General features: G+C 69.6%; 15 protein-coding genes and 1 tRNA gene. 13 read left to right on the top strand and 3 right to left on the bottom strand.

Going from position 1 to position 17,467, the window contains the following annotated elements:
• Nucleotides 1–20 precede the first annotated feature (20 nt).
• Nucleotides 21–905, top strand: coding sequence for an acyl-CoA thioesterase (locus tag IH26_RS0128955; RefSeq protein WP_030439408.1), 885 nt, complete (start codon nucleotides 21–23; stop codon nucleotides 903–905).
• Between the two features lie 80 nt (nucleotides 906–985).
• Here the strand turns inward: IH26_RS0128955 and IH26_RS0128950 are convergent, their stop codons facing one another.
• A complete protein-coding gene (locus IH26_RS0128950; protein ID WP_030439407.1) occupies nucleotides 986–1,789 on the bottom strand; it encodes a hypothetical protein in 804 nt (267 codons plus the stop codon).
• A gap of 162 nt (nucleotides 1,790–1,951) precedes the next feature.
• Here IH26_RS0128950 and IH26_RS0128945 point away from each other — a divergent pair, with 162 nt between their 5' ends.
• Nucleotides 1,952–2,512, top strand: coding sequence for an RNA polymerase sigma factor (locus IH26_RS0128945; RefSeq protein WP_030439406.1), 561 nt, complete (start codon nucleotides 1,952–1,954; stop codon nucleotides 2,510–2,512).
• 1,394 nt (nucleotides 2,513–3,906) lie between these two features.
• Here IH26_RS0128945 and IH26_RS0128940 read toward each other — a convergent pair.
• Together IH26_RS0128940 and IH26_RS0128935 are read right to left on the bottom strand one after the other, a co-directional pair.
• Nucleotides 3,907–4,638, bottom strand: a complete 732-nt coding sequence (locus IH26_RS0128940; RefSeq protein WP_084599139.1) for a helix-turn-helix domain-containing protein — start codon at nucleotides 4,636–4,638, stop codon at nucleotides 3,907–3,909.
• Nucleotides 4,639–4,688: 50 nt separating this feature from the next.
• Nucleotides 4,689–4,762: transfer RNA gene (locus tag IH26_RS0128935), tRNA-Leu, on the bottom strand.
• A 129-nt stretch (nucleotides 4,763–4,891) separates the two neighbouring features.
• Between IH26_RS0128935 and IH26_RS0128930 the strand changes: the two genes are divergently transcribed.
• The 11 genes from IH26_RS0128930 to IH26_RS54115 all read left to right on the top strand — a co-directional run bounded on the left by IH26_RS0128930 (nucleotide 4,892) and on the right by IH26_RS54115 (nucleotide 16,644).
• Nucleotides 4,892–5,515, top strand: coding sequence for an ANTAR domain-containing response regulator (locus IH26_RS0128930; protein ID WP_030439404.1), 624 nt, complete (start codon nucleotides 4,892–4,894; stop codon nucleotides 5,513–5,515).
• A 212-nt stretch (nucleotides 5,516–5,727) separates the two neighbouring features.
• Nucleotides 5,728–6,894 carry a branched-chain amino acid ABC transporter substrate-binding protein gene (locus IH26_RS0128925; protein ID WP_030439403.1) on the top strand — a complete coding sequence of 389 codons (1,167 nt, stop codon included), beginning with the start codon at nucleotides 5,728–5,730 and terminating at the stop codon, nucleotides 6,892–6,894.
• 82 nt (nucleotides 6,895–6,976) lie between these two features.
• Nucleotides 6,977–7,927: a branched-chain amino acid ABC transporter permease gene (locus IH26_RS0128920; protein WP_051808621.1), complete on the top strand. Its 951-nt coding sequence runs from the start codon at nucleotides 6,977–6,979 to the stop codon at nucleotides 7,925–7,927.
• On the top strand, nucleotides 7,924–9,054 hold the full coding sequence (locus tag IH26_RS0128915) for a branched-chain amino acid ABC transporter permease (protein WP_030439401.1): 1,131 nt from the start codon (nucleotides 7,924–7,926) through the stop codon (nucleotides 9,052–9,054). Before IH26_RS0128920 ends, IH26_RS0128915 begins: the two co-directional genes overlap by 4 nt.
• An 11-nt stretch (nucleotides 9,055–9,065) precedes the next feature.
• Complete coding sequence (locus IH26_RS0128910) at nucleotides 9,066–9,938, top strand: ABC transporter ATP-binding protein (RefSeq protein ID WP_425394410.1); 873 nt, start codon at nucleotides 9,066–9,068, stop codon at nucleotides 9,936–9,938.
• Entirely contained in the window at nucleotides 9,928–10,638 is a 711-nt protein-coding gene (locus IH26_RS0128905; RefSeq protein ID WP_030439399.1) for an ABC transporter ATP-binding protein, read from the top strand. Before IH26_RS0128910 ends, IH26_RS0128905 begins: the two co-directional genes overlap by 11 nt.
• A 30-nt stretch (nucleotides 10,639–10,668) precedes the next feature.
• On the top strand, nucleotides 10,669–11,580 hold the full coding sequence (locus IH26_RS0128900; RefSeq protein ID WP_030439398.1) for an ABC transporter substrate-binding protein: 912 nt from the start codon (nucleotides 10,669–10,671) through the stop codon (nucleotides 11,578–11,580).
• Between the two features lie 7 nt (nucleotides 11,581–11,587).
• Nucleotides 11,588–12,595, top strand: coding sequence for an amino acid ABC transporter permease (locus tag IH26_RS0128895; protein WP_030439397.1), 1,008 nt, complete (start codon nucleotides 11,588–11,590; stop codon nucleotides 12,593–12,595).
• On the top strand, nucleotides 12,592–13,353 hold the full coding sequence (locus IH26_RS0128890; RefSeq protein ID WP_030439396.1) for an amino acid ABC transporter ATP-binding protein: 762 nt from the start codon (nucleotides 12,592–12,594) through the stop codon (nucleotides 13,351–13,353). Before IH26_RS0128895 ends, IH26_RS0128890 begins: the two co-directional genes overlap by 4 nt.
• A 55-nt stretch (nucleotides 13,354–13,408) precedes the next feature.
• Nucleotides 13,409–16,108 (top strand): DNA polymerase I, encoded by a 2,700-nt coding sequence (gene polA, locus IH26_RS0128885; protein WP_030439395.1) that lies wholly within the window; start codon nucleotides 13,409–13,411, stop codon nucleotides 16,106–16,108.
• Nucleotides 16,109–16,347: 239 nt separating this feature from the next.
• Nucleotides 16,348–16,644, top strand: a complete 297-nt coding sequence (locus IH26_RS54115; protein ID WP_245665600.1) for an ArsR/SmtB family transcription factor — start codon at nucleotides 16,348–16,350, stop codon at nucleotides 16,642–16,644.
• Nucleotides 16,645–17,467: the final 823 nt, after the last annotated feature.

The following is a 17,467-nucleotide window of genomic DNA, read 5'->3' as shown; positions in this document are numbered from 1 at the left end:
GCACGCCTTAGGCTCGGGGCGTGACCTCACCACTTCGCGGACAGGCCGCTGTCGACCAGCTTCTGGAGATCCTCGACCTCAAGCAGGTCGACGCGGCCACGTTCGTGGGGGAGAGCCCGCAGACCGGGGCGCAGCGCGTCTTCGGCGGCCAGGTCGCCGGTCAGGCCCTGGTCGCCGCCGGCCGCACGGTCGACCCGTCCCGGTTCGTGCACTCCCTGCACGGCTACTTCGTGCGGCCGGGCGACCCGACCGAGCCGATCCAGTTCAGCGTGGAGAACATCCGCGACGGCCGGTCCTTCTCGGTGCGGCGCTCGGTGGCCCAGCAGCACGGGCGGACGATCTTCTTCATGTCGGCCTCCTTCCAGGTACGCGAGGAGGGGCTCGACCACTACCTGCCGGCACCGGCCGACGTGCCCGGGCCCGACGAGGTGCCGACGATGGCCGACTGGGTGGCGCGGTATCCCGGGCGGTTCGGGGTCTTCGCGGCCGCGCCGCAGGCGATCGACGTGCGGTATGTCGGGGTGCCCGGGTGGGTGCCACCGGGCGACCGGGAGGCCAGCAAGCTGCAGCGGGTCTGGATGCGGATCAACGGCACCCTGCCGGACGACCCGCTGATCCACGCGTGCGCCCTGACCTATGCGTCCGATCTGTCGCTGCTGGATTCGGTGCTCTCCGCACACGGCGAGGTGTGGGGGCCGGGCGGCGTGATCGGGGCGAGCCTGGACCACGCGCTGTGGCTGCACCGGCCGTTCCGGGCGGACGAGTGGTTCCTCTACGACTGCACCAGCCCGTCGGCGAGCGGGAGCCGGGGGCTCGCGATGGGGCGGATGTTCACCCAGGACGGCCGGCACATCGCCAGCGCCGTGCAGGAGGGTTTGTTGCGTCGAGTGGGCAGTCGCGCCTGACTTCCCGCTTTAAGCCCCGCCGGGCGGAATCCGGCCTGGCGACCGGCCTGGTGGATTCCGCCCGGCGGGACCGGGGACATTCATTCCTCAGTGAGGCTCCTCGCCGGCTCCACGCCGGCCGGCGTGTCCGGCACCGGCGGCAGGTCCTCGGGCAGCCGGGCCGCCGTTCCGGTGCCGGTCACCCCGGCCTGCGCGATCTTGGCGTCCAGGTCCATGGTGCTGCGCAGGACCTCCTCGTGGAACGTCTTCGGCCCCGGCGTGTCGGCCCGGTGCTTCGCCTTGGCCGGCGGCGGCGTCCCCTCGTAGTCGGCCAGCCCGGCCGAGTACCCGGACACGCCCGCCTCCCGCTCCGGCGTCAGATGCAAGACCTCATGGCGTACGGAGACCTCCCGTAACCGCAGGGCGGTGACCAGATCCGCCACCGCGCGCAACACGCCGAGCCCGCCCAGCACCAGGATCACCGGGTCGGACCGGCGGGCGAGCGGCCCGGCCGCGTAGAAGCCCAGCGCCGCCTGCGCCACTCCGACCGCCAGCATCATCCCCCAGGTCCGGTCGATCCCGCGGTTCATCGTCGACACCGCGACGTCCATCGCGCCCCGCACCAGCAGGAACCAGCCGATCAGCGAGGCCGGTGTGGCATAGGTGGCGTCCCGATTTAGCAGCAGCACCGCCGCGGTGGCCCCGAACAGCAGCGCCATCCCCGCGTTCAACCACCAGGTACGCGTACCGGCCAGCGCCCGGACGGCCTCGCACAACGCCCCGAAGAGCACCACCGGCCCGGCCACCGGCGCCACATCCGCCGGCTCCAGCCGCAGCACACTCCACCCGATCGCCAGCCACGCCACCCCCGCGAACAGCAGAAAACCCCACATGCTGTCGCGCATGACGGTCATGGGAGAGGAACCGGACCACAACATGAGGCCTCCTGCCGAAGGTGTCCCTGCCATGACAACATCCGCGTCCCGCGGCGACCCGCCGTTCCGCCAGATTCACCGGACCGCCCCCGGGGTAAAGCACGCGCAACCGCCCACCCCCGGAGCCCGCCCGTGCGACGCCCCACCCCCGACCTCGGCCCCGCCCTGGCCGCCGCCCGCGACGGCGACCCGCACGGGTTCGCCCAGCTGTGGCGCGCCCTGCAGCCCGCCCTGCTGCGCTACCTGCGGGTCGTCGCCGGCGACCACGCCGAGGACGCCGCCAGCGAGACGTGGCTCCAGGTCATCCGCGACCTCGACCGGTTCCGGGGCGACCTCGGCGCCTTCCGCGGCTGGCTGTTCCGCATCGCCCGGCACCGCGCCCTGGACGAGCACCGCCGGCGCCACGCCACCCCGGCCGAGGACGCCGACCGGACTTCGCCCGACGCCGCGACCGTCGCCATCGAGGGGGAGGGCACCGACTGGGCGCTGCAAGTGATCGCCACCCTGCCGAGCGACCAGGCCGAGGCCGTCATGCTGCGGATCGTCGCCGGGCTCGACGTCGCCACCACCGCGCAGATCCTCGGCAAAAGACCGGGCGCCGTACGCGTCGCCACCATGCACGGACTCCGGCGGCTCGCCACACACCCGCAGGTATGCGACCGAACCGCCCGCGAGGCGGCCGCGGAGGTGTAACGGAATGTGGACCCCGCGCGCCTTTCTCCACGCGACGCGCATCCGGAGAACCCACCGCATCGGCCAAGCCGAGGCCGATCGACTGGTCGCCGGCGACCTGCCCGGCCCCCCGCACGCCGCCCTGAGGGAACTCCTCGACGCCGCCCGCGCCCCAGCGACCGCCGACGAGCTCAGCGGCGAGAGGGCCGCGGTCGCCGCGTTCACCGCGCACCGCCGGCGCGCTGCCCGTGCCGCCCGGCGACACCGGGCCCGGACGAGGACCGCGATCGTGGCAGTCACGACCGGCGTGGCTTTCCTGTCCGCCGGCACCGCCGTAGCGGCCCGCACCGGCAACCTCCCAGAGGAAGCCCAGCGGCACGCGCACCGCTTGTTCTCGGCGCTGGGAGTACCGGCGCCGAGAACAGGTGGCTCGTCCCCGAGTACGGCGCGTGCGCCGTTGGTGGCGGCCCTGAGCTGGTGCGACTCGTGGCAGGGGCCGGGGTTGGCGGGCAGGTCCCCGGCGGGCGGGCCGGGGGAAGGCGCCTCGTCGAGGGGGCCTTCGCCGCTGGGCGCGTCGCCTCAGGGTGTGTCACCGCTCGGCGCCTCGTCTCAGGCCGCCTCGTCTCAGGCCGCCTTGCCGCAGGGCCCATCCCCACAGGGCCCATCCCCACAGGGCCCATCCCCACAGGGCCCGTCCTCGCCGGGCTCTTCCCCACTGGGCTCTTCGCCGTTGGGCGCCTCGTCACAGGGCCCAGCCCCACGGGACGCATCCCCGCCAGGCCCATCACCGTCGGGCGACTCGCCGCTCAGCCTCGAGAACCGGCGGAGGCTCGTGGCCGCGGCCGGCGGGGAGAACGGCGTCGAGCGGTACTGCGCAGCGCTGCGTCGGTCGGCCCCGTCTGCGCCACTGGCGAGTTCCAAGCCGGGGCCCAGGCCGCAGCCGAGCGGCTCGCCGCAGCCCGGCGCGTCGCAGAGCCCAGCCGGCGCGTCGCAGAGCCCAGCCGGCGCGTCGCAGAGCCCAGCCGACGCGTCGCAGAGCCCGCCCGGCGTGCCACCTGGCCCAACGGGCGCTGCTGGGACCGGTGTGCCGCCGGTGCCAACGCCGACCAGCGCGCCTTCGTCGACGCCACCGACGGCCGCCCGCTGACACCCGCCACGCCGCGAATGGTCACTCGGCCCGTGGTCGCCGCACCGACCGAGACCCGGCTGGAGAGGCGCCGCAGACGTGCCCCGCACCGAATTGCCGCCGGTCGAGCCCGCCCCGCCCGCCGGATGCCCGGGCGGCGTGAGCACCGCGGGTCATCGGCACCCGTTACCGGACGCTGCGCTCCGCAAGGTCAAGGTCACGCAGAGAGACGGAGTCCTGCCCGGGGTGCCGCGGGAGCGCTGTGGAGGCAGGCAAGATCGGCCGGCGCTCACCATTTCGGGCCGATGAACTCGTCGAGTCGTGCTGCCGCCTCCCTCCGCGCCACCGACAGGGTGTTGCGCCGGGCCATCCGCCAGCTGATGTCAAGGCTGTCGAGCGTCCGGGCGCACAGGGCCATGATGTCGGCGGATTCGTTGACGAACGTGCAACGCGGATAGGTGTAAGTCTTGCCGTTCCGAACGGTTCGATTGGTGAACCGGCTGCCGTCGGAGTGGAAAAGCCCGCGCAGAAATCGTCTCGGCTCGGCGGCTGTCACTTCCTGTTGCCAATCCGCCAATTCAATCTTTCGGAGATGTTTGGCGCCGGGGCCGTGCTGCGGCAATAGGCAGGGCCAATGCGTCCAATGTGCGCGGACACACATGCAGCCGACGCGCTCCTGATATCCGACCGTCCGGGCGCCGCACGCCTCCATCGCCTGCGACACCTCGTGGATGAGCCCGGGATACCGCACGTCGCAGGTGACCGTCAGCAGCGGCACGCGTTGGGTGGTGAGCAGATGCCCGTCGCCGAGATACTGCCCCAAGAGGTAGGCATATGCACGCGGGTCGTCGAGCGGACGGGGCGGCCGGTCGCATCGGGGACACCTGTTGTCGATCTTTATGTGCGCCGAGCGGCGGTTGTAGAGCCCGCAGGCAACCGTGTTGCGCGACAATCCCAACTGACGGTGGATCTCGGTGAATGGCACACCCTCGGCATGCAATCTGAGGGCCGCGAGACGCAAGTGAGGAGGGTGCACGCGGAAATCATCTCGCGTGGCTACGACAATTTTCGTGCCCCCGGTGGGATTCGAACCCACACTGTATGGTGTTTGAGACCATCTTCTCTGCCGGTTGGAATACAGGGGCCAGCAAACCCGTCCCGCACGAGTAGGCCACGCCAGGATGAGCTTCCGACAGCCTACCTACTACGCTTAGGGCGGCGGTACCCACATACCGGGGTGTCGCGACTTCGGGAGTGTTGGGGGTAGGGGTTCCGTGGCCGACACGCAGGCTGGGGGCGATCGCAAGCGGGTGCTGATCGCCGAGGACGAGGCCCTCATCCGTCTGGACCTGGCCGAGATGCTGGTCGAGGAGGGCTACGACGTCGTCGGGGAGGCCGGTGACGGCGAGACCGCCGTGCGTCTGGCCGAGGAGCTCCGGCCCGACCTCGTGATTCTCGACATCAAGATGCCGATCATGGATGGGCTGGCGGCCGCCGAGCGGATCGCCGGGGGGCGGATCGCGCCGGTGGTGATCCTGACCGCGTTCAGCCAGCGTGATCTGGTGGAGCGGGCGCGGGCGGCCGGGGCGATGGCGTACCTGGTGAAGCCGTTCCAGAAGTCGGACCTGGTGCCGGCGATCGAGATCGCCCTGTCCCGGTATTCGGAGATCGCGGCGCTGGAGTCCGAGGTCGCCGGCCTGACCGATCGGCTGGAGACGCGTAAGTCGGTGGAGCGCGCCAAGGGCGAGCTGATGACGAAGTACCAGATGACCGAGCCGCAGGCGTTCAAGTGGATTCAGCGGACGGCGATGGACCACCGGATGACGATGCGTGAGGTGGCCGACCGGATCCTGGCGGAGAGTCAGGAGGCGGGGGGCGCGCAACCCGCCACCAGTTGATCTCGCCGTAACGCTCATGTTGTAACACCTGCTCCCGCCTGCGAATGACCTGACGTAACGGTTCGGTGAAAGCCCGATCGAAGTCTTTTGGCAGGCCCGAAGACTGGGATAGCGTCCCGCCCCATGACGGGCGCGGTGTGGTCGTGTGTGCACGCAAGTGCCAATCGGCCGCCGGTGGCTCGGTGGGTTCGGTATGGAGGAGGGTTCCAACCTTGAGGCAGGTTCTCGCACGAGCCATCGGCGGGGTGGCCATCATCGGGCTCATCGCCGGTGCCGCTGCTTGTAATAAGTCTTCGAGCAGCGACAACACGGCGAGCGGCTCGAACTGCGGCTACAAGCTCGCTTTCTTCGGCGCTCTCACCGGCTCGGCTGCCAACCTCGGTGTGAACATCGAGCAGGGCTTCGAGCTGGCCGTTCAGCAGTACAACAAGCAGAAGGGCTCCGACTGCATCACCGTGGCGAAGTTCGACTCGCAGGGCGCCCCCGAGGTCGCCCCCGGTGTCGCGCGGAGCCTGGTGGCGGACAAGAAGGTCCTGGGCATCGTCGGGCCGCCGTTCTCCGGCGAGTCCGCCGCGGCCGACCCGATCTTCGAAGCGGCCGGTATCCCGACCATCACGCCGTCCGCGACCCGTACGTCGCTGTCGTCGAGCGGCTGGAAGGTCTTCCACCGCGCGGTCGCCAACGACGACGCGCAGGGCCCCGCGGCCGCCTCGTACATCAAGGATGTGCTGAAGGCGCAGAAGGTCTTCGTCGCGGACGACCAGTCGGCGTACGGCGCCGGCCTGTCCGACGTGGTGAAGAAGACGCTCGGCTCGCTGGTCGTGCAGTCGGACAAGACCGAGGCCGACGGCAAGCAGTCGGACTTCTCGGCGCTGGTGTCGAAGGTGCAGGCCTCCGGCGCGACCGCGCTGTTCTACGGCGGCTACTACACGAACGCGGGCATCATCCGCAAGCAGCTGACGGCGGCGGGCTGGAAGGGCACGCTGGTCGGCGGCGACGGCATGAAGGACCCGGGCCTGGCCAAGGCGTCCGGCACGGCGGCCGCGGTGGGCACCGTGGTGACCTGCCCGTGTTCGCCGCCCGAGGCGGCCGGCGGCACCTTCGTGAACGACTACAAGGCGAAGTGGAACCAGGACGCCGGCACGTACTCCGACGTGGCGTTCGACGCGGCGAACATCTTCCTGCAGGGTATCGACGCGGGTAACACCACGCCGCAGAAGCTGAACGACTACCTGTCCACGGTGAACTACAAGGGCATCGCGAACACGTACAAGTTCACCTCGACCGGCGAGCTCGACCCGTCGCTGATCAAGGTGTGGGCGTTCAAGTTCGACGCCACCGGCAACCCGGTGAAGGACCAGCAGATCAAGACCTCCTGAGCGCGTCGTAACACTCTCGTAGGGCCGGTGCGGCCGGATTGATCTCCGGCCGCACCGACCTCGTCGTTTTGGGAGCCCCTCTGTGAACTTCTCCGGTCTGATCAACGAATTCGGGCCGCTCACCGTCGCCGGTCTGGCACAGGGCGCGATCATCGCGTTGTTCGCCCTTGGGTACACGCTGGTCTACGGCGTGTTGCGGCTGATCAACTTCGCACACTCCGAGGTGTTTCTGGTGGGCACGTACGCCTGCTTGATCGCCTGGGGTTGGTTCGGTCTCGACCAGAACTCCGCGGCGCCGGATCTCGGCGCGATGCTGGGTTACATGGCGCTGGGTCTGGTGGTGGCGATCGTCGCCTCGGGCCTGGTCGCGCTGCTGGTCGAGTTGGTGGCCTATCGGCCGCTGCGCCGTCGTAACGCGCCGCCGCTGGCGTTCCTGATCACGGCGATCGGCGCGTCGCTGGCCATTTCGGAGACGGTGGGCGTGTTGACCCACCGGGTCCAGAGGGGTGTTCCGCCGATCATCCAGGCGAAGACCGTGATCACCATCGGCAACACGCACATCACGAATCTGCAGATCCTGATCGTGGTGCTGGCGCTGGTGATGATGTTCGTGCTGGATCGTTTCATCAACGGCTCACGTCTGGGCCGGGGCATCCGCGCGGTGGCGCAGAGCCCGGACAGCGCTGCGCTGATGGGCGTCAACAAGTCCCGGGTGATCTCGCTGGTCTTCCTGCTCGGCGGGCTGATGGCGGGCATCGCCGCGGTGATGTACGACCTGAAGATCGGTGTGACCAAGTACGACGCGGGCTTCCTGCTCGGCATCGACGCGTTCACCGCGGCCGTGCTGGGCGGTATCGGCAACCTGCGCGGCGCGCTGGTGGGCGGCCTGTTGCTGGGCGTGTTGCAGAACTACGCGGCCGGTCTGTTCGGCTCGAGCTGGCTGCACGGCGCCGCGTTCGTGCTGCTGGTGCTGATCCTGATGTTCCGTCCGACGGGTCTGTTGGGTGAGTCTCTCGGAAGGGCGCGAGCATGAGCGACACCGCGGTGGCCCCGGCGAAGGAGAAGGCGACCTTCCGGGAGAACGGTGGGGTGCGGGGCTGGTTCGGCCGGCAACCGGCGTGGGTGCGCTGGGCGGTGATGTTGCTGTTCGCGGTGCTGGCGTTCCTGCTGCCGTACGCCGGGGACATCCCGGTGATCGGCCCGCAGATCACCACCGAGGGCATCGACTGGCCGTCGGCCCTGTTCAACATGTCGTACTACGTGCTGCTGGCCCTGGGCCTGAACGTGGTGGTCGGCTACGCGGGCCTGCTGGACCTGGGGTACGTCGGCTTCTTCGCCATCGGGGCGTACGGGACGGCGCTGCTGACCTCGCCGGACAGCGTGCTGTACTCGCACACCGGCTGGGCCTGGCTGGGCGCGGCGCCGGTGGCGCTGGCGGCGACCATGCTGGCCGGCCTGATCCTGGGCTATCCGACGCTGCGGCTGCGCGGCGACTATCTGGCGATCGTGACGCTGGGCTTCGCGGAGATCATCCGGATCGTGGCGACGAACACGACCACCTTCCGCGGTGACCGGGGCTTCACCAACGTGCCGCACCCGCCGGGCTCGTCCGGCGGTAAGCCGATCTTCGGGGTGACCGACGCGACGCCGTACTTCTGGCTCGGCCTCGTGGTCATCATTCTGGTGATCTTCGGGGTGCGGAACCTGGACCGGTCCCGGGTCGGGCGCTCCTGGCTGGCCATCCGGGAGGACGAGGAGGCCGCCGAGATCATGGGCGTGCGGACCACCAAGTTCAAGCTGTGGGCGTTCTCGGTGGGCGCGTTCATCGGTGGCCTGGGCGGCGTGCTGTTCGCCGGCGAGCAGGGCTTCATCAACTCGTCCACGTTCGTGCTGCAGTTCTCGATCCTGGTGCTGGCCGGCGTGGTCATGGGTGGCTCGGGCAACATGGCGGGCGCGATCCTGGGCGGCGCGCTGATCTCGTACATCCCGGACCGGTTGCGGGGCATCTCGCTGGGCGGCACGGACCTGTACGAGTACCGGTTCGCGATGTTCGGTGCCGTGATCATCGCCATCATGATCGTGCGGCCGCAGGGCCTCATTCCGAGCCGGCGCCGCGCGATGGAGCTCAAGGACCGGGAGAAGGAGGTGGCTCCGCTGTGAGTGAGCCGCACATCGAGACTCCGGAGGAGCTCGACCGCGAGAACGCGCGCCCGGTCGACCAGGCCGCTCCGACGGGCCGCGACAATGTCGAGGATCCCGGCGTACACGATCCGGATGTTCTTCTTGAAGTTGACCATGTGACCCTGCGGTTCGGCGGTGTGGTCGCGCTCAACGACGTCAGCTTCTCGCTGCGCCGGGGCGAGATCTTCGGGCTGATCGGGCCGAACGGCGCCGGGAAGACCACCTGCTTCAACGCGATGACCGGGGTGTACCGGCCGACCAGCGGGGCGATCCGGTTCAACGGCGAGTCGATCGTCGGCAAGAAGAAGCACGAGATCACCCGGGGCGGCATCGCCCGTACGTTCCAGAACGTCCGGTTGTTCCCGGAGATGACCGCGCTGGAGAACGTCATGGTGGGCGCGGACGCGCACCACAAGACGAGCGTGGTCGGCGCGTTGTTCCGGCTGCCGCGGCACTGGCAGGAGGAGCGCTCCGGCCGGGAACGCTCGCTCGAGCTGCTGCGCTTCGTCGGGATCTCGCACCGGGCCGGGGACGTCAGCCGCAATCTCTCGTACGGCGAGCAGCGCCGGCTGGAGATCGCGCGGGCGCTGGCCACCAACCCGACGCTGCTCTGCCTGGACGAGCCGGCGGCCGGCTTCAACCCGGCCGAGAAGGTGGACCTGCTGCAACTGATTCGCCGGATCCGGGATCTCGGCGTGACGGTGCTGCTGATCGAGCACGACATGCGCCTGGTGATGGGCGTGACCGACCGGATCGTGGTGCTGGAGTTCGGCAAGAAGATCGCCGAGGGGACGCCGGCCGAGGTGCGGGACAACCCGGCGGTCATCGCCGCGTATCTGGGGGTGCCGACCGATGCTGCTTGAGCTGGACAACATCTCTCTCGCGTACGGCCGGATCCAGGCCCTGCACGGGATCAGCCTCACCGTCGGCCAGGGCGAGATCGTCGCGCTGATCGGCGCGAACGGCGCCGGGAAGTCGACGACCATGCGGGCCATCTCGGGCCTGCGCCCGGTGTCGCAGGGCTCGATCAAGTTCGACGGCAAGGACATCACGCGGCTGCGCGCCGACCTGCGCGTGGTCCGCGGGGTGTCGCAGTCGCCCGAGGGCCGCGGCATCTTCCCCGGCATGTCGGTGCGGGAGAACCTCGAGATGGGCGCCTACACGCGCCGGGTACGCGCCGAGATCGACGAGGACCTGGAGCGGGTGTTCGGCCTGTTCCCGCGCATGAAGGAGCGGGAGAAGCAGTCCGGCGGCACGCTCTCCGGCGGCGAGCAGCAGATGCTGGCGGTGGGCCGGGCGCTGATGAGCCGGCCGAAGCTGCTGCTGCTGGACGAGCCGTCGATGGGCCTGGCCCCGATGCTGATCCAGCAGATCTTCGACATCATCGTGGAGATCAACCAACAGGGCACCACGATCCTGCTGGTCGAACAGAACGCCCAGCAGGCGCTTTCCCGGGCACATCGGGCGTACGTTCTGGAGACCGGACGGATAGTGAAGGCGGGCACCGGCGCCGAGCTCCTGCACGACCCGGCGGTCAAGGACGCCTACCTGGGTGTCGCCTAACCAGATTCATCCCGCAACAGAGGAGTTCTTATGTTCCGCACCTCCCCAGGCCGACGGGCGATCCTCGGGCTGGCCGTCGCGGTGGCGCTGACGACCTCCGCCGCCGCCTGCGGTTCGGAGTCCGGCGACAACAGCGGCACCGGCTCGACCCCCGTGTCCAGCGCCTCCGCCGACACGAGCCTGGCCGACAAGGTCCCGGCCGACGTCAAGGCGGCCGGCAAGCTGGTCATCGGCACCGACTCGACGTACGCGCCCAGCGAGTTCCTGGACACCGACGGCAAGACCGTCATCGGCTTCGACGTCGACCTGTTCAACGCGGTCGCGCAGAAGCTGGGCCTGACCACCCAGTGGGAGTCGGCGAAGTTCGACAGCATCATCCCGGGCGTGACCAGCAAGAAGTACGCCGCCGGCGTCTCCTCCTTCACGATCAACAAGGATCGGCTGAAGCAGGTCACCATGGTCAGCTACTTCAACGCCGGCACCCAGTGGGCGGCGAAGACCGGCGCCACGATCGACCCGGACAACGCCTGCGGCAAGAAGATCGCGGTGCAGACCTCGACGGTCCAGGCCGACGACATCGCGGCCCGGTCGAAGAAGTGCACCGACGGCGGCAAGGCGAAGATCACCGTCGACCAGTACCAGGCCCAGTCGGACGCCACCAACGCCGTGGTGACCGGCAAGGACGACGCGATGCTCGCCGACTCGCCGGTCTGCGCGTACGCGGTGAAGCAGACCAACGGCCAGCTGGCCCTGCTCGGCAGCATCTACGACTCGGCGCCGTACGGCTACGTGCTGCCCAAGGACCAGGCCGACACGATGGCCGTCGCGGTCCAGGGCGCGCTGAAGGCGCTGATCGCCGACGGCACCTACAAGACGATCCTGGCGAAGTGGGGCGTCGACGCGGGCGCCATCACCGACCCCACGGTGAACCCGACCGTCTGAGTCGTCGATGACCGACCTGAAAACCCCCGAGCGGGCACGGCCTGAACCGATCAAGGCCGTGCCCGTGCGGCACCCCGGGCGATGGGTTCTCATCGCCGTGCTCGCGGTGCTGGCGGCGATGTTCGCGCACGTGCTGGTGACGAACCACCAGTTCGACTGGAAGTTCATCTTCGTCTCGTACGCGCCGGGCAAGCGCGGCGTGATGTTCACCGGGCCGGTCCTCGACGGCCTGCGCGGCACCATCCTGCTGACCATCACGTCGATGCTGATCGGCATCGTCCTGGGTGTCTTCATCGCGATCATGCGGCTGTCCGACAACCCGGTCCTCAAGGCGGTCGCGTTCGTCTACACCTGGTTCTTCCGGGCGGTGCCGCGGCTCGTGCTCGCGGTCCTGTTCGGCAACCTGAACATCCTGTGGAACCGGATCGGGTTCGGCCTGCCGTTCGACCATCAGATCGGCAAGCTGTTCGGCATCAACGACCTGAACGCGCAGTTCTACAGCGTGAAGGCGAGCGACCTGCTGGCCGGGTTCGTGGCCGGCATGCTGGCGCTGGGCCTGTCCGAGGGCGCGTACATGGCCGAGATCGTCCGGGCCGGCATCCAGTCGGTCGACCCCGGCCAGGCCGAGGCGGCGACCGCGCTGGGCCTGTCCCGGGCGCTGGTGCTGCGCCGGGTCGTGCTGCCGCAGGCGATGCGGGTGATCGTGCCGCCGACCGGCAACGAGGTCATCGCGATGGTCAAGGACACCTCGCTGGTGGCCTACGTGCCGGTCACGTTCGAGCTGTACTTCCAGCTCAACGCGGTGGCGGCCCGGACCTTCGTGGTGTTCCCGGTGCTGGTCGCCGCGGTGCTCTGGTACCTGATCCTGTGCACGGTGCTGATGATCGGTCAGTATTTCCTGGAGCGGCACTTCGGCAAGGGCTACGGCGCTACCGGCCGCGCCCGGCAGAAGCTGCGCGACATCGAGGCCGAGCAGAGCGGCCGGATCGTCGTCGAGGGAGGAGGCCCCACATGACCGAGATGATCAAGGCCGACAACGTGCACAAGTCGTTCGGCTCGCTCGAGGTGCTCAAGGGCATCGACCTGGTCGTGAGGTCGGGCGAGGTGTGCTGCGTGCTGGGCCCGTCCGGCTCCGGCAAGTCGACGTTCCTGCGCTGCGTCAACCACCTCGAGAAGATCAACGCCGGGAAGATCTTCGTGGACGGCGACCTGGTCGGCTACCACGAGCGCGGCGGCAAGCTGCACGAGATGAAGGACAGCGAGGTCTCCCGCCAGCGCCAGCAGATCGGCATGGTGTTCCAGCGGTTCAACCTCTTCCCGCACATGACCGTTCTGCAGAACGTCATGGAGGCGCCCTGCCGGGTGAAAAAAGAGGACAAGGCGGCCGTACGGGACCGGGCGGTCGGCCTCCTCGATCGGGTCGGGCTCGGGGCCAAGAAGGACAATTACCCCGGCCAGCTCTCCGGCGGCCAGCAGCAGCGGGTGGCGATCGCCCGGGCGCTGGCGATGCGGCCCAAGCTGATGCTCTTCGACGAGCCGACCAGCGCGCTCGACCCGGAACTGGTCGGCGAGGTCCTGGACGTGATGAAGGACCTGGCCCGGGACGGGATGACCATGGTGGTGGTGACCCACGAGATCGGCTTTGCCCGCGAGGTGGGCGACACCGTGGTGTTCATGGACGGCGGCGTCGTGGTCGAGCAGGGCCCGCCCGCCGAGATCATCGCGAATCCGAAGCAGGACCGTACCAAGGCATTCCTCAGCAAAGTGTTGTAAAGGCGACCGGGGCGGTCGGAGTTTCTGTCGTACCCCAGGGCTAGAGTTTCTGGACGTGAGCGACGACGCCCTGACCCCCCGTTTGCTGCTGCTCGACGGCCACTCGCTGGCGTATCGGGCCTATTACGCCCTGCCGGTGGACAACTTCAGCACCGCCACCGGCCAGGCGACGAACGCGGTGTTCGGCTTCACCTCGATGCTGATCAACATGCTGCGCGACGAGAAGCCGACGCACATCGTGGTCGCGTTCGACGTCTCCCGCATCTCCTTCCGCACGGCGATCTACCCGGAGTACAAGGCCGGCCGCTCCGAGACGCCGAAGCCGTTCCTGGGTCAGGTCAGCCTGATCAAGGAGGTCCTCGACGCCCTGCGCATCCCCGTGGTGGAGAAGGAGGGCTTCGAGGCCGACGACGTGATCGCCACCCTCTCCCGGCAGGGCCGCGAGGCCGGCATGGAAGTGATCATCTCGACCGGCGACCGTGACGCGTTCCAGCTGGCCGACGAGCACACCACGATCCTCTACCCGGTGCGCGGCGTCTCCGAGGTGTGGCGGATGACCCCCGAGGCGATCGAGGCGAAATACTTCGTGCCCCCGTCCCGCTACCGGGAGAAGGCGGCCCTGGTCGGCGAGGCCAGCGACAACCTGCCCGGGGTGCCCGGCGTCGGCGACAAGACCGCCGCCAAGTGGATCAACGAGTTCGGCGGCCTCGACGGCATCGTCGCCCACGTCGACAAGATCAAGGGCAAGGCCGGCGACAGCCTGCGCGCCAACCTGGCCGGGGTGCTGCGCAACTACGAGGTGAACGCGCTCAAGCGCGAGCTCGAGCTGCCGCTGACGCCGGCCGACGCGAAGTGGCACGGGTGGGACCGCGAGGCCGTCCACCAGGTCTTCGACGCGCTCGAGTTCCGGGTCCTGCGGGAGCGGCTGTATTCGTACCTGGACGCGGTCGAGCCCGAGGCGGAGGCCGGCTTCGACCTGTCCGGGCAGACCCTGCGGGCCGGCGAGGTCGCCGCCTGGCTGACCAGGCACGCGGCCGGGGCGCCGGTCGGCGTCGCCGTCACCGGCTCGTTCGGCCGCGGCACCGGCACCCTCACCGGTGTAGCGGTCGCCACCGGCGACGGCCCGGCCGGGTGGTTCGACCCGGCCGCGCTCGACCAGTCCGACGAGACCGCGGTCGCGACCTGGCTGGCCGACCCCGACCGGCCCAAGGTGGTGCACGACGCCAAGCCCGCGTCGCTGGCGATGCGCGCGCACGGCTGGCGCCTCGAGGGCGTCCGCGTCGACACGGCGCTCGCGGCCTACCTGGCGAAACCCGACCAGCGGGCGTACGACCTGACCGATCTCGCCCTGCGCTACCTCAAGCGTGAGCTGCGGGTCGAGGAGCCGGCGAGCGGCCAGCTCGACCTGCTGTCCGGTCTGGAGGAGAGCCACGACGCCCAGGCCGAGGAAGGCCTGATGCTGCGGGCCCGGGCCACCCTCGACCTCGCCGACGTGCTCACCGAGGAGCTGTCCCGCGACGGCGGGGCGTCCCAGGCCCTGCTCACCGAGGTCGAGCAGCCGCTGTCCCGGGTGCTCGCCGAGATGGAGCACCTCGGCATCGCCGCCGACACGCACTATCTCTCCGAGCTCGAGGCGCATTTCGCGGCCGAGGTCAAGGCGGCGCAGCAGGCGGCGCACGAGGTGGTCGGCCGGGAATTCAACCTCGGCTCGCCCAAGCAGCTGCAGGAGATCCTGTTCACCGAGCGCAACCTGCCCAAGACCAAGAAGATCAAGTCCGGGTACACGACCGATGCCGACGCGCTGCAGAGCCTGTACGCGCAGACCGAGGACCCGCTGCTGGCCCACCTGCTGCGGCACCGGGACGTCGCCAAGCTCAAGTCCACGGTCGACGGGCTGCTCAAGTCGGTCTCGGACGACGGGCGCATCCACACCACGTTCAACCAGACCGTGGCCGCCACCGGCCGGCTCTCGTCGACCGACCCCAACCTGCAGAACATCCCGATCCGTACCGAGGAGGGCCGGCGGATCCGCCGCGCGTTCGTCGTCGGCGACGGCTTCGAGCAGCTGATGACGGCCGACTACAGCCAGATCGAGATGCGCATCATGGCGCACCTGTCCGGCGACGAGGCGCTGATCGCGGCGTTCAACTCGGCGTTCGACTTCCACGCCGCCACCGCCTCGTCGGTCTTCCACGTCCCGGTGGAGGAGGTCGTCCCCGACCAGCGCCGCAAGATCAAAGCCATGAACTACGGGCTGGCGTACGGATTGTCCGCCTACGGTCTGTCCAACCAGCTGACGATCGGGGTGGACGAGGCGCGCGCGCTGATGGAGGAGTATTTCGAGCGGTTCGGCGGCGTCCGCGAGTATTTGCAGGCGGTCGTGAAACGGGCGGTGCAGGACGGCTACACGGCCACCATCCTCGGCCGGCGCCGCTACCTGCCCGACCTGTCCAGCGACAACCGGCAGCGCCGCGAGATGGCCGAGCGGATGGCGCTCAACGCGCCGATCCAGGGCTCGGCGGCCGACATCATCAAGGTGGCCATGCTCCGGGTCGACGCGGCCATCCGGAAGGCCGGCCTGCGCTCCCGGATGCTGCTGCAGGTGCACGACGAACTGGTCTTCGACGTGGCGCCGGGCGAGCGCGAGGCCCTCGAGGAACTGGTCCGCCGCGAGATGGGCGGCGCCCACCCGCTGTCGGTCCCGCTGGAGGTCTCGGTCGGCTCCGGCCGGGACTGGAACGGCGCCGACCACTGACGCATTCTGGCCGGGAGGCGGGTGCGGTTTTCGCACGCAGGTTGTAGATGTAAGGTCTGCGCGGCTGGTTCGGAGAGCGGAGGTGTCGTGGGCGGCGAAAAGTGCCGGTTGCGGAACACAATCGACCGGCGTGGGGGACGGGGCGTGTGGCCCACGGAAAGGCTGGGCCGATGCTGAGAAAATCGACGGGGGAGACCGCGGCCGTGACGGCCGACGGCGCTCCGATAGCGCAGGGCCCGATGGACCCGGCGCAGGCGAGCAGGTTTGCTCCGATGTTCAAGGCGCTCGGCGACCCGGTGCGCCTCCGGCTGCTCTCGATGATCGCCTCCGCGGGCGGCGGCGAGGTCTGCGTCTGCGACCTGACCGGTGCCTTCCACCTGACCGGCCCGACCATCTCGCACCACCTGCGGGTACTGCGCGAGGCGGGCCTGGTCGACTCGGACCGGCGCGGCACGTGGGTGTATTACCGGCTCATTCCCGCCGGCCTCACCGTGCTGGCCGCCCTGCTGGACGCAGGCCAGAACTTCATAAGCTGAGCTGTGCTGAGCTTGCCGGCGTCGCTGCGTTTTGCCGGCGTCGCTGAGTTTGCCCGAGGCCAGCGGCGGAGGATCGGGCGGCGCTCTCACCCGAGCGCGGCATCCGTCTCGCATGGTGGGTCGGCCGTGCCGGTTGGTGGGCTGCGTTTCGCATGCTGGCCGAGGCTCCCGCATATTGATCGTCGCGGTCACATGCTGGGATTCTGCCCTGCCGACTGTCCTGATATTCCCCTCAAATCGGGCGGCGCGGCCGGTCGGGTAGGCAGGGGTGAAGCGCTGGTGCGCGCACCGAACACGAACGCATCAAGGTCTGCGGCCCGGAGCCGATCGTGGAGAGTTTGTGCTCCTGAGCCCGGCGTTCCGCAGCCGGCCGCAACCAACCCGCCAGCCGAGCCGCCGCCGGCCGCCGGCCGCAACCAACCCGCCAGCCGAGCCGCCGCTGGACGCCGGCCGCCGCCACACCCGCCAGCCGAGCCGCCGCCGGCCGCCGGCCGCAACCAACCCGCCAGCCGAGCCGCCGCCGGCCGCCGGCCGCAACCACACTCACCGGCCAAGGCGGCGCAGCCGCCGCACCCCAACCCGTAGGTGGGTGATCTCCTTGCGACGGCAGCCAAAGCGCCATCTGCTGGTGGGAGGCGGCGCAAGCGGGGTTTGCTTGCGCCGCCTCCCACCAGCAGATCCCCTACGGTTGTCGTCGCAAGGAGATCACCCACCGTCCCCACCGCAACCAACATCGCCAGGCTGATCTCTGCAGCGATGGCCGGGTCTGGGCGGAGCCCAGGGTCTACCCCCAAACATCCAGAACCGGGAAAATACGAGGCGG

The sequence above is a fragment of the Actinoplanes subtropicus genome (genome assembly GCF_000721705.1).
GTDB lineage: Bacteria > Actinomycetota > Actinomycetes > Mycobacteriales > Micromonosporaceae > Actinoplanes > Actinoplanes subtropicus.
The sequence above is the reverse complement of the archived record's forward strand: the minus strand, read 5'-3'. Positions and strand labels throughout refer to the sequence as shown.